Below are 24,007 nucleotides of genomic sequence, written 5' to 3'. Positions count from 1 at the left end.
CCGCCGGTGAACCGTTCGGGGGTCAGTCGATCCCCGAACGCTCCGCCCCCGCCACGATCCACCGCTGGAAGCACAGGAAGACCAGCAGCAGCGGCAGGACGGACACGACGGCGGCGACGAACAGCTCATGCAGCCGGACCACCTGGGACGTGGTGAAGGACGACAGCGCGACCTGCACGGTCCAGGCGCTCTGGTCCTGTCCGATCACCAGCGGCCACAGGAAGGAGTTCCACGCGCCGAGGAACACGATCGTCCCGACGGCGGCGAACACCGGCCGCGCGCCCGGCACGACCACCAGCCAGTACGTACGCCAGTACCCGAGCCCGTCGACCTGCGCCGCGTCCTCCAGCTCCCGCGGGAACCCGAGGAAGTACTGCCGGAAGACGAAACAGGCGAACGCCGAGAACAGCGTCGGGACGATCAGTCCGCGCAGGGTCGAGACCCAGCCGAGCGACGACACCAGCACAAAGCTCGGCACGAAGGTGACGGCGGCCGGGACCAGCAGGGTGCCGAGGATGCCGTAGAAGACCTTGTTCGCGTGCCGGTACGGGATGCGCGCGAGGCCGTAGCCGGCGAGGGAGGCCAGGACGAGGGTCCCCAGGGTGGTGGCGACGGCGATCAGCGCGGAGTTGAGCAGGGACCGCGCGAAGGGCACGGACGGATCATCGAACAGCTCCCGGACGTTCCCCCATCTCAACTCCCGCGGGAAGAACGTCCATTGGGGCGAGGTGATGTCCTGCTCGCTGGACAGCCCGTTGCGCACCAGCAGGTAGAAGGGGATGAGGAAGAGCAGGGCGAGCACGATCAGCAGCACCAGCCGCAGCGCCCGCCCGGCCCGTACCAGGGCGTCATCCATCGGCGTCCGTCCTTCCCAGCCGCAGCCAGCGCGCCTGTCCCACCGTGACGACGGCGATGATCAGCGCGAGGATCACCGCGCCCGCGCTGCCCAGCCCGAGGTTCTGCCCCTGTCCGAGCGCGGTGTAGTAGAGGTAGACGAGCGGTGGCCGGGCGTAGGGCGGGTAGCCCCGGGCGTCGGACAGCAGGTTGTAGAACTCGTCGAAGGCCTGGAAGGCGTTGATCACGAGCAGCAGCACCACCGCGACCGAGGTGGCCCGCAGCTGCGGCAGGGTGATGTGCCGCAGCACCGTCCAGCCGGGCCGGGCCCCGTCCACGGCGGCGGCCTCGTAGAGCACCGGGTCGATCCGCTGGAGCCCGGCGAGGAAGAGGACCATGTAGAAGCCGGCCTGCAGCCACAGCCGTACGGTGACGATGACCAGCCAGTACCAGGGCGGATCCGTGGTGGACAGCCAGGCCACGGGATCGCCCCCGAACCAGCCCAGCACGGTGTTCGCCAGCCCGAACCGCACCCCGTTGAAGATCGACATCTTCCAGACCAGGGCGGCGACGACATAGCTGCACGCGGCCGGCAGGAAGAAGACGGACCGGAAGAAGGCGCGCGCCCGCCGGACCCGGTTGACCATCAGAGCGAGCGAGAGGGAGAGGAGGTACGTGACGGGGACGATGAAGGCGGTGAAGACGGCAAAGGTCCGCAGACTGCCGGTGAACGCGTCGTCCTCGAGCATCGCCCGGTAGTTGCCGAGCCCGGCGAAGTGCGTGGGCGTGACGGTGTTGTGCGCGTCGAAGAAGCTCAGTCCCACGCTCCACAGCAGCGGAACGTAGGTGAACAGCGCCAGCCCGGCGGCGAACGGCCCGACGAACACCCAGAACCACAGCGCCCGGCGGCGCCTCACGGCTTCTTCTTCACACGCTCGAGTTCGGCGGCCACCTTCCGTACGACGGCCCGCAGTTCGCTCTCCGGACTCGCCCCGCTCCTGATGATCCGGCTGAGCGCGTCCTGGTAGGCGACCTGGGCGGCCGGTGTCCACAGCAGGGGCTGGGCACAGCCGTGGTCGGTGGTGAAGCGCACGGCATCGGCGGCCGCACCGGACTTCAGTTTGGCGGCCTTCCTGGCCAGGGAGAGACGGGCCGGGATGTGGAAGCCGTACGACAGCGCGAAGTCCTCCTGGTAGTCGGTCCGTTCGACCCACAGCCACTTCACGAAGGCCTTGGCGGCGTCCTGGTGCCTGCTGCGCGCGCTGACGGCGGCGCCGTAGGCCCCGACGGGCACGCTGGGCCTGCCCTGGTCGCCGTCCTTCGGGAACGGCAGCACCCCGAAGTCGTCGCCGAGTTCCTTCTCGATCTGCGGCAGCGCCCACAGCCCGGTCCACTGCATCGCGGTCAGCCCCTGGAGGAAGGCGGACGGGTCGGACCAGTCGGCGGGCGCACCGAGGAGGAGGGAATTCCCGGCGTACAGCTGGTGCAGCTTGCCGAGGGTGCGGGCGGCTGCGGGATCGTCGAAACCGACCTTTCCGTCCAGGGTGACGAGCTGGAGTCCGGCGGCGTAGAGGGGAGTTCCGCCGAGGACGCCGGCTCCCCCGTCGTTGCCGAGGAACAGCCCCTTGACCTTGCTGGTGCTCAGCTTTCGGGCCGCGTCCACGAGGGCGTCCAGGGTGGTGGGCGGCGCGACACCGGCGTCCTTCAGCAGGCTCTTGCGGTAGTAGAGCATCTGCATGTCGATGGTCTGCGGGATGCCCCAGACCCGGCCGTCGTACGTCTTCGGCGTGAGCACGGCCGGATTGAAGTCGTCCTTGACGCCCGCCACCAGATCGGTGAGATCGACGACCTGGCCGCCCTGGATCTGGTCGAGGGTGGGCCCGTTGACCTCGAACACATCCGGGCCGGAGCCGGTGAGGAGGGCGGCGGCCGTCTGCTGGTCGTAGTTCCCCGGCCGCCACTGCACCGTGACGCGGGCCTTGTGATAGGCGGCGGCGTACCGCTGCACCGCCTGCTGGGTGCCCATCTCGCCGTACTGGTGATACCACTGCGACAGCGCCGTACCCGAACCCCCGCCCCCGCGCCCGGTGTTGGATCCGCACGCGGTGAGCAGTCCGGCCCCGACCCCGGCTCCCGCGGCCAGCAGTGCCCTGCGGCTCATGGTCATCGTCTGTGCCCCCTGACGTCGGTCATCGATGCACGGCCCAACGATCAACCTTGCGCGATGATTACGAAAGGGCTGTTTCGGCGATGTGTCACGCCGCCGGCGGGCGGCGGCGCACAACTTTTTTGGCCCGGGGCGCATCCAACACAGTGACCTTCATCCACCGATTCGCCCGATGGAGGCGAATACGCCATGCTTCGTCACGCGAACGCACTGAAACCCGTCCGTCCGCTGCCCAGGCGCGGCGCGGCCACCGTACTGACCGCGGCCCTGCTGGGCCTGACGGCCGCGGGAGCGGCATGGGGCGCACCGTCGGCGGCAGGCCGCACCCCGGCCTCCGTGCGTACCTGCACGGTGAGCGACCTGCACCTGTCCATGGGCCGCAAGGAGGGCGCGGCCGGCTCGCTGTACCAGCCGATCCGGTTCACCAACACCGGCACCACCGACTGCGCCCTGCGCGGCTACCCGGGCGTCAGCGTCCTGGACACCGCCCACCGCCGGCTGGGCCCGGCGGCCACCCGCAGCGGCCGTTCCTACGGCACGGTCACCCTCGCCCCGGGCCACTGGGCCGCGTCGGTCATCCGCACCGCCAACGGCCCGGTGGGCGGCCCCTGCCTGCGCACCGGCGCCTACCTGCGCGTCTACCCGCCGGCGTCCCGCGCCGCGGTCCTGATACCGGCCCCCTGGACGACCTGCTCCGGGATCTTCCAGGTGGGTCCGGTGAACGTGGACGGCGTCATCTGAGAGAGAAGGCAGAGGGAAGGCAGAGGAAGGGCAAAGGAGCGGAACACGCCGGAGAGGCGGCACCCCCGCACAGGGTGCCGCCTCTCTTCTCGTGGTCCGGAGCCGCCGCCCATCGGTTGAGGGTCGGGGACAGGCGGCGGCTCCGGCGTCAGGGGAGGATCAGCGGTGGTCGCTGCCCGCCGACTGCGTCGCCGCGCGGCCCGCCTCGAGGCGGGCGACCGGGATGCGGAACGGGGAGCAGGAGACGTAGTCCAGACCGGCCTCGTGGAAGAAGTGGACCGACTCCGGGTCGCCGCCGTGCTCGCCGCAGACGCCGAGCTTGAGGTCGGGGCGGGTGCGACGGCCCGCTTCGGCCGCCGCCTTCACCAGGGAGCCCACGCCGTCCTTGTCGATCGTCTCGAAGGGGGAGACGCCGAAGATGCCCTTCTCCAGGTACGCCGTGAAGAACGAGGCCTCCACGTCGTCCCGGCTGAAGCCCCACACCGTCTGGGTGAGGTCGTTCGTACCGAAGGAGAAGAACTCCGCCGCCTCGGCGATCTGGCCGGCCGTCAGCGCGGCCCGCGGCAGCTCGATCATCGTGCCGATCGCGAGCTTCAGCTCCGTGCCCGTCGCCGCCTCGACCTCCGCGATGACCTGGTCGGCCTCCTCGCGGACGATCTCCAGCTCCTGGACCGTGCCGACCAGCGGGATCATGATCTCGGCACGCGGGTCGCCCTTGGCGTTCTTGCGTTCGGCCGCCGCCTCCGCGATCGCGCGGACCTGCATCGTGAACAGGCCGGGGATGACCAGGCCGAGGCGTACGCCGCGCAGGCCGAGCATCGGGTTCTGCTCGTGCAGGCGGTGGACGGCCTGGAGCAGGCGCAGTTCGTTCTCGTGGGGCTCCTGGCGGGACTCGGCCAGGGCCACCCGGACCGACAGCTCCGTGATGTCCGGCAGGAACTCGTGCAACGGCGGGTCCAGCAGCCGGACGGTCACGGGCAGGCCGTCCATCGCCGAGAACAGCTCCACGAAGTCCTGCTTCTGCAGCGGGAGCAGGGCCTTGAGGCTCTCCTGGCGCTCGTCCTCCGTGTCGGCCAGGATGAGGCGCTCGACCAGCTCGCGGCGGTCGCCGAGGAACATGTGCTCCGTGCGGCACAGGCCGATGCCCTGGGCGCCGAAGCGGCGTGCCCGCAGGGCGTCCTCGGCGTTGTCCGCGTTGGCGCGCACCCGCAGCCGGCGCTTGCGGTCGGCGAAGGCCATGATGCGGTGCACGGCCTCGACCAGCTCGTCGGCGTCGTGGGCGCCCGCGTGCATGCGGCCCTCGAAGTACTCCACGACCGGCGACGGGACCACCGGGACCTCGCCCAGGTACACCTTGCCGCTCGAGCCGTCGATGGAGATCAGGTCGCCCTCTTCCACGACGTGACCGCCCGGCACCGTCATCCGGCGGCGCTTGGTGTCGACCTCCAGCTCCTCCGCGCCGCAGACACAGGTCTTGCCCATGCCCCGGGCGACCACGGCCGCGTGGGAGGTCTTGCCGCCGCGCGAGGTGAGGATGCCCTCGGCCGCGATCATGCCGTCGAGGTCGTCGGGGTTGGTCTCACGGCGGACCAGGATGACCTTCTCGCCCGACCGCGACCACTTCACGGCGGTGTACGAGTCGAAGACCGCCTTGCCCACCGCGGCGCCGGGGGACGCGGCGATGCCACGGCCCACCTGCTCGACCTTCGCCTGCTCGTCGAAGCGCGGGAACATCAACTGGGCCAGCTGCGCGCCGGTGACGCGCTGGAGCGCCTCGGTCTCGTCGATCAGGCCCTGGTCGACCAGCTGGGTGGCGATACGGAAGGCGGCGCCCGCCGTGCGCTTGCCGACCCGGGTCTGGAGCATCCACAGCTGACCGCGCTCGATGGTGAACTCGATGTCGCAGAGGTCCTTGTAGTGGTTCTCCAGGGTCTCCATGATCTGCATGAGCTGGTCGTACGACTTCTTGTCGATCGACTCCAGCTCCGCGAGCGGGACCGTGTTGCGGATGCCCGCGACCACGTCCTCGCCCTGGGCGTTCTGGAGGTAGTCGCCGTAGACGCCCTGGTGTCCCGAGGCGGGGTCGCGGGTGAACGCCACGCCCGTGCCGGAGTCCGGGCCCAGGTTGCCGAAGACCATGGAGCAGATGTTCACGGCCGTGCCCAGGTCGCCGGGGATGCGCTCCTGGCGGCGGTACAGCTTCGCGCGGTCGCCGTTCCACGAGTCGAAGACCGCCTTGACGGCGAGGTCCATCTGCTCGCGCGGGTCCTGCGGGAAGTCCCGGCCGGCCTCCTTCTTGACGATCTTCTTGAAGGTGGTGACCAGCTTCTTCAGGTCGGCGGCCTCCAGGTCGGTGTCGACCGTGACCTTCTTGGCCCGCTTGGCCGCCTCGAGGGCCTCCTCGAAGAGTTCGCCGTCGACACCGAGGACGGTCTTGCCGAACATCTGGATGAGGCGGCGGTAGGAGTCCCAGGCGAACCGGTCGTCGCCGGCCTGCTTGGCCAGGCCCTGCACCGACTTGTCGGACAGGCCGATGTTCAGGACCGTGTCCATCATGCCGGGCATGGAGAACTTGGCGCCCGAGCGGACCGACACGAGGAGCGGGTTGTCGGCCTGGCCGAGCTTCTTGCCCATGCCGGTCTCGAGGGCGTCGAGGTGCGCACTCACCTCGTCACGCAGTGCCGCGGGCTCCTCACCGCTCTCCAGGTAGACCTTGCAGGCCTCCGTCGTGATGGTGAAGCCGGGAGGGACCGGCAGACCGAGGTTGGTCATCTCGGCGAGGTTGGCACCCTTGCCGCCGAGGAGGTCCTTGAGGTCCTTGTTGCCCTCGGTGAAGTCGTAAACGAACTTCGCTACGTGGGGTTCTTTGTTTTCCGACACGGGTCTCGACTCCTTGAGGCCGCGGTGGCTGCCCTGACGGCGAGGAACATACCCAGATCGAAGGTCCATGGGTATGTCCACTTGCGCGTCATGCGCCTGTAACCACCCGTCCGCCACCGGATCGAAAGTCAAAGCTTGGCAAGCCGACGCGGCCATATGTATTCACTTCTTGAACGCAAGCACTCCTTAAACTGGGGTTTATTGCTCAGATGAGCGCCCATCCTGCACGTCTGATTTCGATCGATGAACGATCAAGGGGTGGCACCCAGTGCCACCCCTTGGAGAAGTGCAGTCGCCCATGATCCGCTCATCTGAGCGCAACCCTTATCAAGGGTGGCGAGAATCACGCTGCCACAGCCCGCCGGATTTCACCATGCGGACCGCTTCCCGGTACCCGGAAACGCCCTCGTCACACGCCCAGTGCGAGCAGTCGCTCCTCCACCCGCTCCGGCGCGTAGAGGTGTTCCACGACCAGCGCCCCCGCTCCGATGAGCGCGGCCCGCTCGCCGAGCCGGGAGGTGACGACGTCCAGGTGGGCCGTCGAGCGGGGCAGCGCCCGCTGGTAGAGCAGTTCGCGCACGCCGGTGAGGAAGGGGGTGCCGGCCAGATCGCCCGCGATCATCAGCACGCCGGGGTTGAGCAGGGTCACCACCGTCGCCAGTACGTCCCCGACCCGGCGCCCCGCCTCCCGGGCCAGCGCCGCCGCCTGCGGATGCCCGGCCGCCAGCAGGTCCCGTACGTCCGAGCCGGAGGCGGCCGGCACCCCGGACTCCGCGAGGCGCCGGGCCACCGCGCCCCCGCTCGCGACGGCGGCGAGGCAGCCGTACGAGCCGCACCGGCACAGCGCGTCCGCGCCGACCCGGATGTGCCCGATGTCCCCGGCGCCGCCGTCGACGCCCCGGTAGATCGAGCCGTCGACCACGACCCCGGCGCCGATGCCGGTGGACACCTTGACCAGTACGAACGCCCGGCAGTCGGGGTGTGCCGCGCGCTGTTCGCCGTACGCCATGAGGTTGGCGTCGTTGTCGACCAGGACCGGGACGGCCGGGGCCCCGGTGTGCTCGGTGTAGGCCCGCGAGAGGCGGCCCGTTATGTCGTAGCCGTCCCAGCCCGGCATCATCGGCGGCTGCACCACCCGGCCGTTCTCGCTGTCCACCGGCCCGGTCACCGCGAGCCCGATGCCGCACACCCGAGCCGGATGTCCGGCCTTCTCCAGCAATTCGGCGAACCAGCCGCCGAGTTCACCGAGGACGATCTCCGGGCCGTCCTCGACCACCAGGGTGCCCGAGTGCTCGGCGAGTATCTCGCCGGTCAGGGAGAGCACGGCCGCGCGGGCGTGCCGGGTGTCCAGGTCGGCGGCGAGGACGACGGCGTGGGAGCCGTCGAACTCCAGGGTGATGGAGGGCCGTCCGCCGAGCGGTGAGCCGACCGGGCCGCCGGCGCCCTCGCGCAGCCAGCCGGCTCTGAACAGCCGGTCCAGGCGCTGGCCGACGGTGGCCCGGGACAGCCCGGTGACCTGCTGCAGCGCGCCGCGCGTCACCGCCCGGCCGCTGCGCACCAGTTCGAGCAGCTCTCCGGCGCCGGCCTGGCCGCCGCCGCTCCTGACGGCCCTTCCCGGACGTCCGGTCATGCGCACCCCCTTGTGTTCCTCAACCCTGCATTACATAGTGGGTTTTGCGTGTTAAATAGACGTAACCCCACGGTAGCCACAACCAAACCCGGTCGGCCCGGCCGGGCGTCTTCGTCTTCGGGGAGCCCCGAGTGGATCGCTCTGCCCAGTTCACCGCCCGTTCCGCACAGGACGCGATCGCATACGATCTCCCCGGCTCAGGGACGGCCTCCGAGACGTCGTTGCACGTCAGGGCGGCCCGGGTGCTGGAGGCGAACTGGACGGGCGCCTCGACGGTCCCCTCCCGGAGCCTGTACCCGCACCAGTGGTCCTGGGACTCGGCGTTCATCGCCATCGGCCTCAGGCACGTCTCGCCGCTGCGGGCGCAGACCGAGCTGGAGACGCTGCTGGCCGCGCAGTGGGCCGACGGGCGCGTCCCGCACATCGTCTTCAACCCCTCCGTACCGCTCGACGCCTACTTCCCGAGCCCCGACTTCTGGCGCTCCTCCACCGCCGGACGCACCGCGGGCGCCCCGCGCACCGTACAGACGTCGGGCATCGTGCAGCCACCGGTGCACGCGCTCGCGGCCTGGCTGGTGCACCGCGCCGACCCGGTGCTCTCGCGCTCCCGCGGCTTCCTGGCCCGGGTCCACCCGCGCCTGGCCGCCTGGCACCGCTATCTGCTGCACCGCCGGGACCTGGGCGGCGCGGGGCTGGTGTCGGTGGTCCACCCCTGGGAGCAGGGCATGGACAACAGCCCCTGCTGGGACGCCCCGCTGGCCCGGATCACCCCGGCCCCGGCCCGTTCCTTCCGCCGCGCCGACCTCGACCACACGGCGCCCGAGGACCGGCCGACGGACCTGGACTACGGGCGGTACGTGCGGCTGGCCGCCGACTACCGCGATGGTGAATACGCCGATAAGGGCCACGAGTTCGCCGTCGAGGACCCCGCCTTCAACGCCCTGCTCATCGCCTCCGAGCACGCGCTCGCCCGGATCGCCGCGGAGCTGGGCGCGGACGGCACCGCCCGCCGCACGCGCGCGGAGCGGCTGACGGCGGCGCTGGTGGAGCGGCTGTGGGACCCGGCGGCCGGCCTGTTCCTGTGCCGGGACCTGCGCGGGGACGGGGGGCTCGTCCGCGAGCGGGGCGTCAGCGGGCTGATCCCCCTCATGCTTCCCGGGCTGCCCCGGGACATCGCCGCGGCGCTCGTGCGCACCCTGTGCGGGCCGCACTTCGGGCTCGGCGACCGCACCCGGCTGGTGCCCAGCTACGACCTGCTGGGCGAGGCCTTCGACCCGCACCGCTACTGGCGCGGGCCCGCCTGGTTCAACACGAGCTGGCTGGTGGAGCGCGGGCTGCGCGCGCACGGGGAGCTGCCGCTGGCCGACGCCCTGCGCACGGCCGTACTGCACCTGGCGGACGCCACCGGCTTCGCGGAGTACGTCGACCCTTACACCGGCGAGGCCTGCGGCGCGACCGGCTTCGGCTGGACCGCCGCGCTCGCCCTCGACCTGCACCACGACCTGCACCACGATCCGCACCACGATCTGCCCCTCGACCTGCACCACGGCCTCCATCACGACCTGCGCCAAGAGCCCCGACAAAGTCCGTACCAAGAGCTTCTCAAGGGCGCCCGCGAGGGCGTGTCCAGTGCGGCCACCGGCACGTTCGACACGAGTGACAAAGGAGGAGACCGGCGATGACGGACCGGCATCATCTGCTCGTGCACGGGGCGACGTTCGCCGCCGTGGGCGACCGGGGCGACATCAGCGGGGTACGGGGCAGCGGCTCCCCGGACGGGCTGTTCGTCCGGGACGCCCGGCACCTCAGCCGCTGGCAGCTCACCCTCGACGGCGCCGTGCCCGAGGTGCTCACCCCGGTCGCCGACGGTGACGCGGCCCGCTGTGTGCTCGTCCCGCGCGGCGGCCGGCAGGAACCCCCGGCCCACACCGTCTTCCGTCACCAGGCCGTCGGCGACAGCTCGTTCGTGGAGTCGCTGCGGGTGACCAGCAACCGCCCGGTGCCCACCACGGTCCGGCTCGCCATCACCGCCGACGCCGACTTCACCGACCAGTTCGAACTGCGCTCCGACCACCGCACCTACGTCAAGCCCGGCGCCGTACGCTCCCGCGAAGTCACGGACGACGGCATCGAGTTCACCTACCGGCGCGCCGAATGGCGGTCCCGTACGGCGATCACGGCCGACCCGGCGCCCGACGCCGTGGAGGAGACCGGCACCGGCGCCCGACGCCTGGTGTGGAGCCTCGACCTCCCGGCGCACGGCACGACCGAGCTGGTGCTGCGCGTGATCGCCCGCCCGCACGGCGAGCGGCGGGCCCTGCGGGTGCCGCGCGACCCCGCCGCCGTGCAGGAACAACGGCTCGCCTTGGAAGGGCAGTTCGTGGAGGGCGTGGCCTTCCCGACCGGCTGGCCGGAGCTGGCGGAGGCGTGTGCGCGCGGCCTCGCCGACCTGGCCGTGCTCCAGGTGCCGGCCACCGGACCGGACGGCGAGGAGCTGCGCGTGCCGGCCGCCGGCGCCCCCTGGTACCTCACCCTGCTCGGCCGGGACGCGCTGCTGACCTCCCTGTTCGCGCTGCCGTACCGGCCGCAGCCGGCCGCCGCCACCCTCCTCGCCCTGGCCGCCGCCCAGGCGACCGGCTCCGGCCCGTCCCCGGTCGCCCAGCCCGGCAAGATCGTGCACGAGGTACGGCACGGCGAACTGGCGCACTTCGGGCAGGTGCCGTTCGGGCGGTACTACGGCTCGGTCGACGCGACCCCGCTGTTCCTGATCCTGCTCGGCGCGTACGCCGAGCGGACCGGGGACGCGGACCTGGCCCGCCGGCTGGAACCGCACGCGCGTGCCGCCGTCGGCTGGATGCTGGACCACGGCGGGCTGACCTCGCGCGGCTATCTCGTCTACCGCGCCGACGAGGGCGGTCTCGCCAACCAGAACTGGAAGGACTCCCCCGGCGCGATCTGCTGCGCCGACGGCACCCGGCCGAGCGGCGCGGTGATGGCGGCGGGCGCGCAGGGGTATGCGTACGACGCGCTGCGCCGCACGGCCTGGGTGGCGCGGACGATGTGGGCCGACGAGACGTACGCGGCGCTGCTCGAGCAGGCGGCGGCCGATCTCCGGGACCGTTTCCAGCGGGACTTCTGGATGCCGGAGCGGTCCTTCCCGGCCCTCGCGCTCGACGGCCGGGGCAGCCGGATCGACGCGCTCGCCTCCGACGCCGGGCACCTGCTGTGGTCGGGGCTGCTGGACAAGGAGTACGGCGAGCAGGTGGGCCGGCGGCTGCTGGAGCCGGACTTCTTCTCCGGCTGGGGTGTGCGCACGGTGGCCGCCGGTCAGCCCGCGTACCACCCACTGTCGTATCACCGGGGCTCGGTGTGGCCCCATGACAACGCGCTGATCACGCTGGGGCTGGCCCGCTACGGGCTGCACGACGAGGCGCGGACCGTGGCGCACGCGCTGGTCGACGCGGCGACGGCGGCGGGGTACCGGCTCCCGGAGGTCCTGGCGGGCTACGGGAGGGACACGCATCCGGAGCCGGTGCCGTATCCGCACGCCTGTGTGCGGGAGTCCCGGTCGGCCGCGGCGCCGCTCGCCCTGCTCACGGCCGTGGGCGGGGCGTAGCGGACGGGGCGGGGCCCGTATTTGCCCGGTGTTTGCCCACCGCCCTGAACAGGGGGCGGGGAGCGGCCGTACGAGACGGCGATACGGGTCTCGCACGGAAGGACCTTCGGGTTGTCCCAGGACATGAGTACGCGCCAGGAACCGGGTACGGCGGGGGAGACCGAGGCGCCGGACGGCATCCCCGATGAAGCTCCCGCGCCCGCTCCCGCTGCCCGGCCCTTGCCGAGGACCTTCCCCCGGCCCTGGGCCGTGGTGTCCGCGTGGACACGGCGGTGGCGGGCCGGACATCCGGCCGCCGTCCAGGTGCTGTCCGTCACGGTCACCGTGCTGGCCGCGGCCCTTGTCGTCGTCGCGCTCGTGATGCCCAACTCCATGGCCCGGCTGGATCCTTCGCAGTTCCTGCGGATACCGGCGGAGGCGGTGATCGGGGCGGCCGTGATGATCGCGCTGCCGCGCCGGCCGCGGATCGTGCTGGCGGCCGTCTCCGGTGTGGCGCTGGCGGCGATGACCGTGCTGAACCTGCTGGACATGGGGTTCAACCAGTACCTCGGCCGCGGGTTCAACGTCGTGCTCGACTGGAGCCTGTTCGGTGACGCGGAGTCGTACCTGGAGGACTCCGTCGGCCGTACGGAGACCCTGGTCCTCGTGGCCGGTGTGATCACGGTCGTGCTGCTGCTGTTCGTGCTGCTGGCGCTGTCCATGGTCCGGCTGAGCAATCTGCTCGCCCGGCACACCGCCCTCGCAACCCGCGGCACACTGGTCGCCGGGGTCGCGTGGATCACCTGCTCCTCGCTCGGGCTGCAGATGTCCGGCGTGCCGCTGGCCGCCGACACCACCGCCACCGCGCTGAAGGACCAGGCCCACCGGATCTCGGACACGCTCAGGGACGAGGCCGAGTTCCAGAAGGTGGCCAAGGTCGACGCCTTCGGGAACACGCCGGGCAGCCAGCTGGTCCCGGATCTGCGCGGCAAGGACATGATCTTCACGTTCATCGAGAGCTACGGCCGTAGCGCCGTCGAGGACCCGGTCATGGCGCCCGGCGTCGACGCGACCCTCGACGCCCGTACCGAGGCGCTGGCCAAGGCGGGCTTCCACGCCAAGAGCGGCTGGCTGACCTCGGCGACCTACGGCGGCAGCAGCTGGCTCGGCCACTCCACCACCATGTCGGGCCTGTGGATCAGCAACCAGCAGCGCTACCGCACGGTCATGGCGAGCGACCACATGAGCCTGACCGACGCGTTCAAGAAGACCGGCGCCTTCGACACGGTCGGGGTGATGCCGGGCGTGCAGAAGGCGTGGCCGGAGCAGAAGTGGTACGGCCTGGACAAGGTCTACAACGCCTTCCAACTCGGCTACGAGGGGCCGAAGTTCAGCTGGTCGACGATGCCGGACCAGTACACGCTCCAGCAGTACCAGGACCGGGTGCACAGCAAGCGGCCGGCCGACGGCAAGTCACGGATGTCGCTGCTCATCCTGACCTCCAGCCACACCCCCTGGGCGCCGATCCCCAAGATGGTCCCCTGGGACCAGCTGGGCAACGGCTCCGTCTTCGACTCCGTCGAGAAGGCGGGCCACCCGTCCTCCTACACCCTGACCGACGACACCCACTCCAAGCAGGAGTACGGCAAGTCCGTCCAGTACACGGTGACGGCCCTGACCCAGTGGCTGGAGCGCTACGGCAACGAGAACACCGTGCTGGTCTTCCTCGGCGACCACCAGCCGAACGCCCACGTCAGCGGCAACCACGCCAGCCGTGACGTCCCGGTCTCGATCGTCGCCAAGGACCCCAAGGTCCTCGACAAGCTCGCGAGCTGGAACTGGACCGAGGGCCTGCGCCCCGCCCACACCGCCCCCGTCTGGAAGATGAGCGACTTCCGCGACCGCTTCCTGAGGGCGTTCGGCTCGACGCCGCACCCGAAGCGGAACTGATCAGCCGCCGGACGTGTCGAGTTCGGCGTCCTCGCTGATCCCCGCGCAGTCGTACGGGTCCTTCAGCCAGCCGTCCGGCAGGACCACCCGGTTGTTGCCGGACGTACGGCCGCGCGGGCCGTCGGCACCGAGCGGCCAGGCCTGGTCGAGGTCCAGCTCGGCCAGTCCGGCGCGAAGTTCAGCCAGCGAGGAGGTGATCGCGAGGCGCCCGCGCATCTCGGAGCCGACCGCGAAGCCCTTCAGGTACCAGGCGACGTGCTTGCGGAAGTCGATCACGCCCTTGGACTCGTCGCCGAGCCACTCGCCCAGCAGGGTCGCGTGCCGGACCATGACGTCGGCCACCTCCCGCAGCGTCGGCCGCCGGAAATCGCTCCGCCCCTCGAAGGCCGCGACCAGGTCGGCGAACAGCCAGGGCCGGCCCAGGCACCCGCGCCCGACCACGACTCCGTCGCAGCCGGTCTCCCGGACCATGCGCAGCGCGTCCTCGGCCGACCAGATGTCGCCGTTGCCGAGCACCGGGATCTCCGGGACGTGCTCCTTGAGGCGCGCGACGGCCTCCCAGTCGGCGGTGCCGCCGTAGTGCTGGGCTGCCGTACGGCCGTGCAGGGCGATGGCCGTCACACCCTCCTCGACGGCGATGCGGCCGGCGTCGAGGTAGGTGATGTGGTCGTCGTCGATGCCCTTGCGCATCTTCATCGTCACCGGCAGGTCACCGGCCCCGCTGACCGCCTCGCGCAGGATCGCGCGCAGCAGGTTCCGCTTGTAGGGCAGGGCCGAGCCGCCGCCCTTCCTGGTGACCTTGGGCACCGGGCAGCCGAAGTTCAGGTCGATGTGGTCGGCCAGGTCCTCCTCCGCGATCATGCGGACGGCCTTGCCGACGGTCGCCGGGTCGACGCCGTACAGCTGGATCGAGCGCGGCTGCTCGCTCGCGTCGAACCTGATCAGCTGCATGGTCTTCGCGTTGCGCTCGACCAGCGCCCGGGTCGTGATCATCTCGCTGACGAACAGGCCCTTGCCGCCGGAGAACTCCCTGCACAGGGTGCGGAAGGGCGCGTTGGTGATCCCCGCCATGGGTGCGAGCACGACGGGCGGTGTCACGGCGTGCGGGCCGATGGAGAGCGGGTAGGTCATCAGACGACTCCGGGGCGGACGTACAGCACAGGGCAAGCACCCATTGTCCCTCACTCGTCCGGCAGCTCCGCCAGCCGCTCCAGCCGCTCCTCGGTCTCCTCGTCGGCGGGGACGTACGCGACCACCCGGTGGGCGGGTGACTGCGGGGCCAGCCACATGGTGCGGTGTTCGAGGCGCACCAGGCCGACCACCGGGTGCCGGTACCGCTTGACGTGCGGGGACATCGGCGCGACCTCGTGCCGTTCCCACAGCTCGCGGAACTCCTCGGAGGCCGCCAGCAACCGGTCCCGGTGCTGCTTCCACACGGGCTCGGCCACATGCTCGGCCATGGCCGCCCGGTACTTGGCGATCAGGTCGCGCAGCATCTCGTCCCGGTCGAGGAAGTCCCGCTTCCAGCGCTCGCTGGTGGCCAGCAGCCACAGACAGTTGCGGTCGGCCGGAGGCAGGTCGGCGAGGTCACCGAAGAGCTGGGCGTAGGGGCGGTTGGCGGCGAGGACGTCGTAGCGGGCGTTCTGCAGGGAGGCGGGGTAGGGCGCGAGCCGCTCGACGATCTTCCGTGCGGACGTGGACACGACCGGGCACTCGGCCTCGGTGCGCGGGTCGACGGTCCCGGCGAGGGCGAAGAGGTGGGCGCGCTCGGCGGGATCCATCAGCAGCGCGCGGGCGACGGCGTCCAGCACCTGGGCGGAGACATGGGTGGCGCGGGCCTGCTCGATCCAGGTGTACCAGGTGACCCCGACCGCGGAGAGCTGGGCGACCTCCTCCCGGCGCAGTCCCGGCGTACGGCGCCGGGTCCCGCGCGGCAGGCCCACCTGCTCCGGGGTGACGCGCTCGCGCCGGCTGCGCAGGAAGGCGGCCAGTTCCCGGCGCCGTACGTGCTGTTCCCTGGGCTGCTCCCGGTCCTGCACCCGGTTCTGCTCCGCGAGGTGTTCCGGCGCTGCGACGGTCATGGGATCAAGGGTGCCGTGTCCGCGTACCGCGGTTCCAGTTGGTGCCGGTACCCGGATAAATACCGCCTGGTACCCCGGTGGGCGCTGCCCGAGAGTCGAGGGCGTGACCACGACGACGACCTCTCCCACCGTGAAAGCCGCGCCCCGGGCACTGACCCCCCTCGGCCTGTTCACCCTGCTGCTCGGGTGCGCCCTGCCGATGATCGACTTCTTCATCGTCAATGTCGCCCTGCCGACGATCGAGCACGATCTGCACGCTCCCGCGGCCACGCTGGAGATGGTGGTGGCCGGGTACGCGGTGGCGTACGCGGTGCTGCTGGTCCTCGGCGGCCGGCTCGGGGACAGCTTCGGCCGGCGGCGGATGTTCCTGTGGGGGGTGACCGGCTTCGGGCTGACCTCACTGGCCTGCGGGCTGGCGCCGGGCGCCTGGTGGCTGGTGGCGGCGCGGGTGGCGCAGGGGGCCGCGTCGGCGGCGCTGCTGCCGCAGGTGCTGGCCACGCTGCACGCGACGACGTCCGGCGAGCGGCGGGCCCGCGCGGTCGCCCTGTACGGCTCGGTCGGCGGGGTGTCCGTCGTCCTCGGGCAGGTGCTGGGCGGGGTACTGGTGGCGGCCGACTGGGCGGGCACCGGCTGGCGCGCGGTGTTCCTCGTGAACGTGCCGGTGGCCGTCGCGGCGCTGGTCTGCGCGCTGCGGACGGTGCCGGACAGCCGGGCGGAGCGCCCGGCGCACACGGATCTCGCCGGTACGGCGCTGCTGGCGGCGACGCTGATCGCGCTGCTGCTGCCGCTGACCGAGGGCCGGGCGGCGGGCTGGCCGCTGTGGTCGGTGCTGCTGCTGTGCGCGGCGCCGCTGCCCGCGGTCGCGTTCTACCTGGTGGAGCGCCGGGCCGAGCGGGACGGCGGGAGCCCGCTGCTGCCGCCGTCCCTGCTGGCCTCGCCGGAGGTCCGCCGGGGTCTGCTGCTGGGGCTGCCGGTGTTCGTCGGCTTCGCGGGCTGGATGTTCGTGAGCGCGGTGACCCTGCAACAGGGCCTGGGATACGGGCCGTTGCGGGCGGGGCTGACACTGGTGCCGATGGGGGTGGCGCAGTTCGCCGCGTCGATGCTGGCACCGCGTGCCGTACGGCGGTTCGGCGGACGGGCGGTGGCACTGGCGGCGGCGGTGCACATCGCGGGCCTGACGACGGTGGTGACGACGGTGCTGCTGGGCCCCTGGCCGCACCTGAGCCCGCTCCTGCTCTCCCCCGGCCTGGTCCTGTGCGGCATCGGCCAGGGCCTCCAGCTCCCCCTCTACTACCGGATCCTGCTGGCCGCGATCCCGGCACGGCTGGCGGGTGCGGGCAGCGGGCTGGCGGCCACGCTGCAGCAGTCGTGCCTGGCCGTGGGGGTCGCGACGCTCGGCTCGCTGTTCCTGTCGCTCACCGCGGGACTCGGCATGCGGCAGGCGCTGGCGGCGGTGCTGGCTGTGCAGGCGGCGGGACTGCTGGGGCTGGGCCGGCTTGGGCTCAGGCTGCCCCGGGTACTGGGGTGAGACGGGACCCCGGCCCCGCAGCGCGAGAGATCATGTATCATTCATTAGTTAGACGCACTATTGAAATCGGGTACGATGAGACCATGCCCGAGTTGAGCCACCGCCGCCGTCTGCTCGTACTCGCGATCTGCTGCATGAGCCTGCTGATCGTGAGCCTCGACAACACGGTGCTGAACGTGGCGCTGCCCTCCCTGCAGCGCGATCTGCACGCCACCACCTCCGGCCTGCAGTGGACGATCGACGCCTACACGCTGGTGCTCGCCTCGCTGCTGATGCTGGCCGGCTCGACGGCCGACCGGATCGGCCGCAAGCGGGTGTTCATGCTGGGCCTGACGGTGTTCACCATCGGCTCCGTGCTCTGCTCGGTGGCGCCGAACCTGACCCTGCTGGTCGTGTTCCGGATGGTGCAGGCGGTCGGCGGCTCGATGCTCAACCCGGTCGCCATGTCGATCATCACCAACACCTTCACCGACGCCCGTGAGCGCGCCCGGGCGATCGGGGCGTGGGGCGCGGTGGTCGGCATATCCATGGCGGCGGGCCCGCTGGTCGGCGGCCTGCTGGTGCAGTCGGTGAGCTGGCGCGCGATCTTCTGGATCAACCTCCCGGTCGGCCTCGCGGCCCTCCTGCTCACCCTCCGCTTCGTCCCGGAGTCCCGGGCGCCCAAGGCCCGCAGGCCGGACCCGGTCGGCCAGCTCCTGGTCATCGCCCTGTTCGGCTCGCTGACGTACGCGATCATCGAGGCACCGGACTCGAGCGCGGCCGTGGTGGCCCCCTTCATGGCGCTCGCCCTGGCCGCCCTGCTGGCCCTCCTGCGGTACGAACCCCGGCGCGCCGAACCCCTCATCGACCTGCGTTTCTTCCGCTCGGCGCCGTTCAGCGGGGCCACGGTGATCGCGATCAGCGCGTTCGCCGCGCTGGGCGGTTTCCTGTTCCTGTCGACGCTGTACCTGCAGAACGTGCGCGGCCTGAACGCCCTGCACGCCGGCCTGTGGATGCTCCCGATGGCCGTGCCGACCTTCCTGTGCGCGCCCGTCTCCGGCCGCCTGGTCGGCACCCGCGGCCCCCGCCTCCCGCTCCTGATCGCCGGTACGGCGATGACGGCGAGCGGAGTCCTCTTCGCGGCCTTCGAGGCGGAGACGTCGAACGTCACCCTGCTGCTCGGCTACGCCCTGTTCGGCATCGGCTTCGGCTTCGTCAACGCGCCGATCACCAACACGGCGGTGTCGGGCATGCCCCGCGCCCAGGCCGGCGTCGCCGCCGCGGTCGCCTCCACGAGCCGGCAGCTGGGCCAGACCCTCGGCGTCGCGGTGCTCGGCGCCGTCCTGGCCTCCGGCATCGGCGCGTCCTCGTACCACCAGGCCTTCGTCTCGGCGGCCCGCCCCGGCTGGTGGATCCTCACGGCGTGCGGACTGGCCGTGCTCGTCCTCGGGCTGGTCAGCAGCGGGCGGTGGGCACGGGGGACGGCCGAGCGGACCGCCGAGCAGCTGGAGTCGGCCGAGATCAAGAGCGCCATCGGGGTTTCGGCCGGGTCCTGAGCGCGGCCCGCTTCCCCTTCGGGCCGGGCCGCTCCCCCTCAGGCCGGGCCGCTCCCCTTCAGGCCGGACTGCCCGTCCGCGCCATCTCGTACAGCTTCTCCAGCCGTTCCTGAGACTGTTCGTCCTTGGCGGTGTACATCACCACGCGGGCACCCAGCTCAGGGCTCAGCCACAGGTCGGTGTGTTCCAGTTTGAGGAAGCCGACGTAGGGATTGACGTACTCCTTGGTCTTGGTGCGGGGGCCGACGACCTCGTAGCGCTGCCAGTGTGCGCGGAACGCGGGGGAGGCGGACTTCAGGCGTTTGAGGAGCATCTTCCAGGCCGGTTCGCCCAGGTGGCCGGCGAGGGCGGCGCGCAGCCGGGCCGCCATCATGCGCTGGGTCTCCTCCAGGTGGACGAGCGCCGACTGCCACTCCTCGTTCGTGTACACGAGGAGGATGCAGTTGCGGTCCTCGGGCGGGATCGCGTCCAGGTCGCCGAAGAGGCGGCCGTAGGGGCGGTTGTAGGCGAGGATGTCGTAGCGGCTGTTCTGGATGCAGGCCGGCATCGGCTCCAGCCGGCGCAGCATCTCGCGCAGCGCGCCGGTGACGCTCGGGCAGCTCGCGGCGGGGGTCGGGTCCGTGGCACCGGCCAGCTGGAACAGGTGGGCGCGCTCGCTGGCGTCCAGCAGCAGGGTGCGGGCCAGGGCGTCCAGGACCTGGACGGAGACCTGGATGTTGCGGGCCTGCTCGAGCCAGGTGTACCAGGTGACGCCGACCGCGGAGAGCTGGGCGACCTCCTCCCGGCGCAGTCCCGGCGTACGGCGCCGGGTCCCGCGCGGCAGGCCCACCTGCTCGGGGGTGATGCGCTCACGGCGGCTGCGCAGGAACGCGGCCAGCTCGTGCCGCCGGATCTCCGCGCCCCGCACGGGCTGCGCCGCGGTCTGCTCGGCCATGGTCGTCATGCCTCAAGGGTGCCGCCCGGCCCAGCCTGTTTCCAGGTGGTTCTTGTACCAGGATCAAGACACTCTGGTACCCCCCTGGGCCGGCGCGCAGAGTCGGGGGCATGAGTGAAACCGTCGTCACCACCCGGGCCGTCCCCGCGACGGCCGCGCCGCCCGTGCTCGGCGGGCTCGGGCTGTTCACCGTGCTGCTGGGCGCGGCACTCCCGCTGATCGACTTCTTCATCGTCAACGTCGCCCTGCCGACGATCGAGCACGATCTCGCCGCGAGCGAGGCCGTGCTGGAGCTGGTCGTCGCCGGGTACGGCGTCGCCTACGCCGTACTGCTCGTGCTCGGCGGGCGGCTCGGGGACCTGTTCGGCCGGCGCCGGCTGTTCCTCGGCGGGATGGCCGCGTTCGGGCTGACCTCGCTGGCCTGCGGGCTGGCGCCGGGCGCCTGGAGTCTGGTCGCGGCGCGGATCGCGCAGGGCGCCTCGGCCGCCGCGATGCTGCCGCAGGTCCTCGCCACCATCCAGTCCGCCACGCGCGGGGCGCGCCGGGCGAAGGCCATGAGCCTGTACGGCGCCACCGGCGGACTGGCCATGGTGGCCGGGCAGATACTCGGCGGGGTGCTCGTCGCCGCCGACGTCGCCGGGACCGGCTGGCGGGCCGTGTTCCTCGTCAACGTGCCTGTCGTCGTGGTGGGGTTGGTGCTCGCCGTGCGGGTCGTGCCCGAGACGCGCTCGCAGCACCCCGAACCGGTCGACGGCCCCGGCACCGTGCTGCTCGCGGTGTCCCTGCTGACGCTGCTCGCCCCGCTCACCGAGGGCCGGGCGGCCGGCTGGCCGCTGTGGACGTGGCTGTCGCTGGCCGCGTTCCCGTTCGCCGCCGCCGCGTTCTGGGCCGTGGAGCGCCGGGCCGACCGGGCCGGGCGGACCCCGCTGGTGCCGCCGAGCCTGCTGGCGCTGGCCTCGCTGCGGCGCGGTCTGGTGCTGCTGGTGCCGTTCGTGCTCGGCTTCAGCGGGTTCATGTTCGTCATCGCGCTCGCACTGCAACAGGGCGCGCGGCTCGGTCCGGTGTCGGCGGGGCTCGCGCTCGCGCCGCTGGCCGTGACGTTCCTCCTCGCCTCCCTCGCCGGACCCCGGCTGATCGCCCGTCACGGCACCCGGGTGGTCACCGCCGGATCGGTCGTCCAGGCCGTGGGCGTCCTGCTGTTCGTGCTGGCCGCCTGGCGGGACTGGCCGCACCTCGGCTTCACCGCCCTGCTGCCGGGGGCGGCCGTCGCCGGTGCCGGGCAGGCGCTCCAACTGCCCAATGTGATGCGGATCGTGCTCTCCGAGGTGCCGTCGGCCCGGGCCGGGGTCGGCAGCGGTGTGATGGTCACCACCCAGCAGTCCGCGATGGCTCTGGGCGTGGCCACGCTGGGCACCCTGTTCCTCACCCTCGTCCCGCGCGTGGGCATGCGGGAAGCGCTGGTCGTGGCACTGCTGGTGCAGTTGGCCGGGGTCCTCGTGACGGGCCTGCTCAGCCTGCGGCTGCCCCGCGAGGTCGGCTGAGCCCCGGCCACGGCTTCGCCAACTGCCCGTGATTCTCTCCCTGTTGATGTTGGTCTTGCTGCACACTCCCTCCGGTCGAGGTGTGCGTGGCGCGCGGGAGGCGTGATGGTGCGGGGCAGCAGTACGAGCAAGGTCAGCCGCTGGGACCGGCACGGCCGGGAGCACGTCGTCCGGGTGGAGCGCACGGGGGTGCAGCGGATGATCCGGTGCGACACCTGCGGCTGGCGCAGAAACGCCCAGTTCCTGCCGTGGCTGAAGGCGCAGGAGCATCTGGCCGAGGCACACCAGGCGACGGTCGACCCGGCGGGGAGCGGGCAGCCGTCCCGCTGAGGCGATCCCCGCGGCGGGTGCGCCGTCCTGGGTCCCGCCGGGTCCCGTTGTCCGCCATCCGGGTGAGAAGCCTGTCGCCCGCGCGCCGTTGACCTGCGGCCTTGCGTGATGGCCGGGTTGCCCGGACCTGTCTCGAGTGGCCGCGTCCCAGCCGTGGGTTCAGCCTGGGATGGGTCCAATCGAGCGACAGGAGACGAACATGACCTCGGTATTCCGCCATCGCTACGGCCGTGCACTGGGCACCGGCGTACTGACCGTGGCACTGCTGTCCGGCGGGACGGCCGGAGCCTTCGCCGCCAGTAGCACTCCCTCCCCGACCAAGCCGCCCATGACCAAGGCCACGGCCAGCCCGACGGCTCCGATGGCCTCGATCACCCTCACGGCCAAGCCGACTTCGGTGAAGGCCGGAAATACCGTACTCTTCAGCGGACGCACCACGGGCCTCAAGGTTGGCTCCCCGCTGGTGCTCCAGCACGAGAAGAACGGCAAGTGGGTCCCGCTCATGGCCACCGGCAAGGTGAAGACGGGCAGTTCGTACGCGATCTCCGCGAAGCTCAGCACCAAGGGCACCGAGAAACTGCGGGTCGCGAGCGCGAGCAAGTCGGGCAAGGTGTACTCACCCACCGTCACGGTGACGGTGACCTGAGCCCCCTCACCAGTAGGTCCACCACAGCCGTGAACTCCTCGTCGATGCCGGGACGGGTCCACTCCCGGGCATGACAGGGGTCGTGGAAACGGCCGGTGGCCTGGAACACAGCAAGGGCCGCGGCGGCCGGGTCGGGTACCGGGAAGGTACCCGACCCGGCTCCCGTCGTGATGATCGCGGTCAGCTGCCCGGTCAGGTCGGCGATGTGCTCGGCGACCACCTCGACGCTCTCCTCGGCCAGCACCGTGTACGTCGCGAACAGCTCGGGATCGTCGCCCGCCTTGTGCCGCTTGGCCTCGAACAGCGCCGCGAGCCACGCCCGCAGTTGCTCCTCGGGGCTCCCGCCCAAGTCCACGATCCCGGCGAGCCGCCGCGAGGTCCGGTCCAGCCAGCGCTTGGTGACCGCCTCGCGCAGCGCCGCCTTGGTGCGGAAGTGCCGGTAGACACTGCCGTGGCTGACGCCGAGCGCGCGGGCCACGTCGACCACGGTGGCCTTGGCCGGGCCGTGCCGGCGCAGCACCTCCTCGGTGGCTTCGAGGATGCGCTCGGCGGTCAGGATCTCGCTGGTCGGTGCCATGTCATAGACCGTACCCGGCGCCCGGTTCAGCGCTCGCTGTCGAGGTGTGCCATCTGCGCCGACGGGTAGCGCTCGCCGGCCGCCGCGTCCGCCGGGACGGCCTCCTCGATCGCCGCCAGGTCGGCCGCCTCCAGGGTGACGTCCAGCGCGCCGAGCGACTCGGTGAGCCGCTCGCGGGTGCGGGCGCCGATCAGCGGCACGATCTGCTCACCCTGCGCGAGCACCCAGGCGATGGCGATCTGGGCGACCGTGGCGCCCTTCTGCTCGGCGATCTTGCGCAGGGCGTCGACCAGGTTCAGGTTGTGCTGGAGGTTCTCGCCCTGGAAGCGGGGCGAGACGGAGCGGAAGTCGGTCGGGGCCAGCTGCCGGTCCCGGGTGTAGTGGCCGGAGATCAGGCCGCGGGAGAGCACGCCGTACGCCGTGATCGCGATGCCCAGCTCGCGGGTGGCCGGCAGGATCTCCCGCTCGATGCCCCGGCTGATCAGCGAGTACTCGATCTGGAGGTCGGCGATCGGGGCGGTGGCGGCGGCCCGGCGGATGGTCTCGGCGCCGACCTCGCTGAGGCCGACGTGCCGGACGTACCCCTTCTCGATCAGTTCGGCGATCGCGCCGACGGTCTCCTCGATCGGCACGTCCGGGTCGAGGCGGGCGATCCGGTAGACGTCGATGTGGTCGACGCCGAGGCGCTGCAGGGAGTAGGCGGCGAAGTTCTTCACGGCGGCCGGGCGGCCGTCGTAGCCGGTCCAGTTGCCCTCCGGGTCGCGCAGCGCACCGAACTTCACGCTGGTCAGGGCCTTCTCACGCAGGGCGGCCGGGGCGGTGCGCAGGGCCTCGCCGATGAGCATCTCGTTGTGCCCCATGGCGTAGAAGTCGCCGGTGTCGAGGAGCGTGACGCCCGCCTCGAGGGCGGCGTGGACGGTCGCGATGGACTCCGCGCGGTCGGCTTCGCCGTAGAGCGCGGACATGCCCATGCAGCCGAGGCCGACGGCGGAGACGGCAGGACCGGTGGTTCCGAGGTTTCGGGTGTGCATCGTCATG

The 24,007-nt window shown here is 71.7% G+C and carries 19 protein-coding genes; 9 read left to right on the top strand and 10 right to left on the bottom strand.

Annotated features, from left to right (window positions below):
• Window positions 1-22 precede the first annotated feature (22 nt).
• From A6P39_RS28080 to A6P39_RS28070, 3 genes are read right to left on the bottom strand one after another with little or no spacing between them, the layout of a single operon-like run.
• A complete protein-coding gene (locus A6P39_RS28080; protein WP_067039351.1) occupies window positions 23-856 on the bottom strand; it encodes a carbohydrate ABC transporter permease in 834 nt (277 codons plus the stop codon).
• Entirely contained in the window at window positions 849-1,751 is a 903-nt protein-coding gene (locus A6P39_RS28075) for a carbohydrate ABC transporter permease (RefSeq protein ID WP_067039350.1), read from the bottom strand. Before A6P39_RS28075 ends, A6P39_RS28080 begins: the two co-directional genes overlap by 8 nt.
• Window positions 1,748-3,001: an ABC transporter substrate-binding protein gene (locus A6P39_RS28070; protein WP_199840662.1), complete on the bottom strand. Its 1,254-nt coding sequence runs from the start codon at window positions 2,999-3,001 to the stop codon at window positions 1,748-1,750. Before A6P39_RS28070 ends, A6P39_RS28075 begins: the two co-directional genes overlap by 4 nt.
• Window positions 3,002-3,190: 189 nt before the next feature.
• Here A6P39_RS28070 and A6P39_RS28065 point away from each other — a divergent pair, with 189 nt between their 5' ends.
• On the top strand, window positions 3,191-3,742 hold the full coding sequence (locus A6P39_RS28065) for a DUF4232 domain-containing protein (protein ID WP_067039349.1): 552 nt from the start codon (window positions 3,191-3,193) through the stop codon (window positions 3,740-3,742).
• A gap of 159 nt (window positions 3,743-3,901) precedes the next feature.
• On the opposite strand, the gene ppdK is transcribed toward A6P39_RS28065, so the two are convergent.
• Window positions 3,902-6,622 carry a pyruvate, phosphate dikinase gene (gene ppdK / locus A6P39_RS28060; protein ID WP_067039348.1) on the bottom strand — a complete coding sequence of 907 codons (2,721 nt, stop codon included), beginning with the start codon at window positions 6,620-6,622 and terminating at the stop codon, window positions 3,902-3,904.
• 409 nt (window positions 6,623-7,031) lie between these two features.
• Entirely contained in the window at window positions 7,032-8,252 is a 1,221-nt protein-coding gene (locus A6P39_RS28055) for an ROK family protein (RefSeq protein ID WP_199840661.1), read from the bottom strand.
• Window positions 8,253-8,383: 131 nt separating this feature from the next.
• On the opposite strand from A6P39_RS28055, the gene A6P39_RS28050 reads away from it, so the two are divergent.
• The 3 genes from A6P39_RS28050 to A6P39_RS28040 all read left to right on the top strand — a co-directional run bounded on the left by A6P39_RS28050 (window position 8,384) and on the right by A6P39_RS28040 (window position 13,797).
• The gene (locus A6P39_RS28050; protein WP_234378704.1) at window positions 8,384-9,934 is read left to right on the top strand and encodes an MGH1-like glycoside hydrolase domain-containing protein; all 1,551 of its coding nucleotides are present in this window, start codon (window positions 8,384-8,386) and stop codon (window positions 9,932-9,934) included.
• Entirely contained in the window at window positions 9,931-11,868 is a 1,938-nt protein-coding gene (locus A6P39_RS28045; RefSeq protein ID WP_067039346.1) for an amylo-alpha-1,6-glucosidase, read from the top strand. The genes A6P39_RS28050 and A6P39_RS28045 overlap by 4 nt, the downstream gene beginning before the upstream one ends.
• A 123-nt stretch (window positions 11,869-11,991) precedes the next feature.
• Entirely contained in the window at window positions 11,992-13,797 is a 1,806-nt protein-coding gene (locus A6P39_RS28040; RefSeq protein WP_443052989.1) for a CDP-alcohol phosphatidyltransferase, read from the top strand.
• Here A6P39_RS28040 and dusB read toward each other — a convergent pair whose 3' ends face one another.
• Window positions 13,798-14,928: a tRNA dihydrouridine synthase DusB gene (gene dusB, locus A6P39_RS28035; RefSeq protein ID WP_067039345.1), complete on the bottom strand. Its 1,131-nt coding sequence runs from the start codon at window positions 14,926-14,928 to the stop codon at window positions 13,798-13,800.
• 50 nt (window positions 14,929-14,978) lie between these two features.
• Window positions 14,979-15,878, bottom strand: a complete 900-nt coding sequence (locus tag A6P39_RS28030; RefSeq protein WP_067039344.1) for a helix-turn-helix transcriptional regulator — start codon at window positions 15,876-15,878, stop codon at window positions 14,979-14,981.
• A gap of 103 nt (window positions 15,879-15,981) precedes the next feature.
• Here A6P39_RS28030 and A6P39_RS28025 point away from each other — a divergent pair, with 103 nt between their 5' ends.
• Both A6P39_RS28025 and A6P39_RS28020 read left to right on the top strand, forming a co-directional pair.
• Window positions 15,982-17,406, top strand: a complete 1,425-nt coding sequence (locus A6P39_RS28025; RefSeq protein ID WP_067039343.1) for an MFS transporter — start codon at window positions 15,982-15,984, stop codon at window positions 17,404-17,406.
• 83 nt (window positions 17,407-17,489) lie between these two features.
• Window positions 17,490-18,941 (top strand): MFS transporter, encoded by a 1,452-nt coding sequence (locus tag A6P39_RS28020; RefSeq protein WP_067039342.1) that lies wholly within the window; start codon window positions 17,490-17,492, stop codon window positions 18,939-18,941.
• A 58-nt stretch (window positions 18,942-18,999) separates the two neighbouring features.
• Here A6P39_RS28020 and A6P39_RS28015 read toward each other — a convergent pair whose 3' ends face one another.
• Window positions 19,000-19,884 (bottom strand): helix-turn-helix transcriptional regulator, encoded by an 885-nt coding sequence (locus A6P39_RS28015; RefSeq protein ID WP_079133105.1) that lies wholly within the window; start codon window positions 19,882-19,884, stop codon window positions 19,000-19,002.
• Between the two features lie 101 nt (window positions 19,885-19,985).
• Here A6P39_RS28015 and A6P39_RS28010 point away from each other — a divergent pair, with 101 nt between their 5' ends.
• From A6P39_RS28010 to A6P39_RS28000, 3 genes are all read left to right on the top strand, one after another.
• Window positions 19,986-21,416, top strand: a complete 1,431-nt coding sequence (locus A6P39_RS28010; RefSeq protein WP_067039341.1) for an MFS transporter — start codon at window positions 19,986-19,988, stop codon at window positions 21,414-21,416.
• Window positions 21,417-21,521: 105 nt separating this feature from the next.
• Window positions 21,522-21,746, top strand: a complete 225-nt coding sequence (locus A6P39_RS28005; protein ID WP_067039340.1) for a hypothetical protein — start codon at window positions 21,522-21,524, stop codon at window positions 21,744-21,746.
• Between the two features lie 199 nt (window positions 21,747-21,945).
• Window positions 21,946-22,392, top strand: a complete 447-nt coding sequence (locus tag A6P39_RS28000) for a hypothetical protein (RefSeq protein ID WP_067039339.1) — start codon at window positions 21,946-21,948, stop codon at window positions 22,390-22,392.
• Here A6P39_RS28000 and A6P39_RS27995 read toward each other — a convergent pair.
• Window positions 22,373-22,969, bottom strand: coding sequence for a TetR family transcriptional regulator (locus tag A6P39_RS27995; RefSeq protein ID WP_067039338.1), 597 nt, complete (start codon window positions 22,967-22,969; stop codon window positions 22,373-22,375). The genes A6P39_RS28000 and A6P39_RS27995 overlap by 20 nt on opposite strands.
• A gap of 26 nt (window positions 22,970-22,995) precedes the next feature.
• Entirely contained in the window at window positions 22,996-24,006 is a 1,011-nt protein-coding gene (locus A6P39_RS27990) for an aldo/keto reductase (RefSeq protein ID WP_067039337.1), read from the bottom strand.
• Window position 24,007 lies beyond the last annotated feature (1 nt).

The sequence above is a fragment of the Streptomyces sp. FXJ1.172 genome (assembly GCF_001636945.3).
Taxonomy (GTDB): Bacteria; Actinomycetota; Actinomycetes; order Streptomycetales; family Streptomycetaceae; genus Streptomyces.
The sequence above is the reverse complement of the archived record's forward strand: the minus strand, read 5'-3'. Positions and strand labels throughout refer to the sequence as shown.

Bases quoted from the DNA above. Each gene is read 5' to 3' on its own strand.
- A6P39_RS28080 (WP_067039351.1), bottom strand. From the start codon at position 856: ATGGATGACGCCCTGGTACGGGCCGGGCGGGCGCTGCGGCTGGTGCTG.
- A6P39_RS28070 (WP_199840662.1), bottom strand. From the start codon at position 3,001: ATGACCATGAGCCGCAGGGCACTGCTGGCCGCGGGAGCCGGGGTCGGG.
- A6P39_RS28065 (WP_067039349.1), top strand. From the start codon at position 3,191: ATGCTTCGTCACGCGAACGCACTGAAACCCGTCCGTCCGCTGCCCAGG.
- A6P39_RS28055 (WP_199840661.1), bottom strand. From the start codon at position 8,252: ATGACCGGACGTCCGGGAAGGGCCGTCAGGAGCGGCGGCGGCCAGGCC.
- A6P39_RS28045 (WP_067039346.1), top strand. From the start codon at position 9,931: ATGACGGACCGGCATCATCTGCTCGTGCACGGGGCGACGTTCGCCGCC.
- A6P39_RS28040 (WP_443052989.1), top strand. From the start codon at position 11,992: ATGAGTACGCGCCAGGAACCGGGTACGGCGGGGGAGACCGAGGCGCCG.
- dusB (WP_067039345.1), bottom strand. From the start codon at position 14,928: ATGACCTACCCGCTCTCCATCGGCCCGCACGCCGTGACACCGCCCGTC.
- A6P39_RS28030 (WP_067039344.1), bottom strand. From the start codon at position 15,878: ATGACCGTCGCAGCGCCGGAACACCTCGCGGAGCAGAACCGGGTGCAG.
- A6P39_RS28020 (WP_067039342.1), top strand. From the start codon at position 17,490: ATGCCCGAGTTGAGCCACCGCCGCCGTCTGCTCGTACTCGCGATCTGC.
- A6P39_RS28015 (WP_079133105.1), bottom strand. From the start codon at position 19,884: ATGACGACCATGGCCGAGCAGACCGCGGCGCAGCCCGTGCGGGGCGCG.
- A6P39_RS28010 (WP_067039341.1), top strand. From the start codon at position 19,986: ATGAGTGAAACCGTCGTCACCACCCGGGCCGTCCCCGCGACGGCCGCG.
- A6P39_RS28005 (WP_067039340.1), top strand. From the start codon at position 21,522: ATGGTGCGGGGCAGCAGTACGAGCAAGGTCAGCCGCTGGGACCGGCAC.
- A6P39_RS28000 (WP_067039339.1), top strand. From the start codon at position 21,946: ATGACCTCGGTATTCCGCCATCGCTACGGCCGTGCACTGGGCACCGGC.
- A6P39_RS27995 (WP_067039338.1), bottom strand. From the start codon at position 22,969: ATGGCACCGACCAGCGAGATCCTGACCGCCGAGCGCATCCTCGAAGCC.
- A6P39_RS27990 (WP_067039337.1), bottom strand. From the start codon at position 24,006: ATGACGATGCACACCCGAAACCTCGGAACCACCGGTCCTGCCGTCTCC.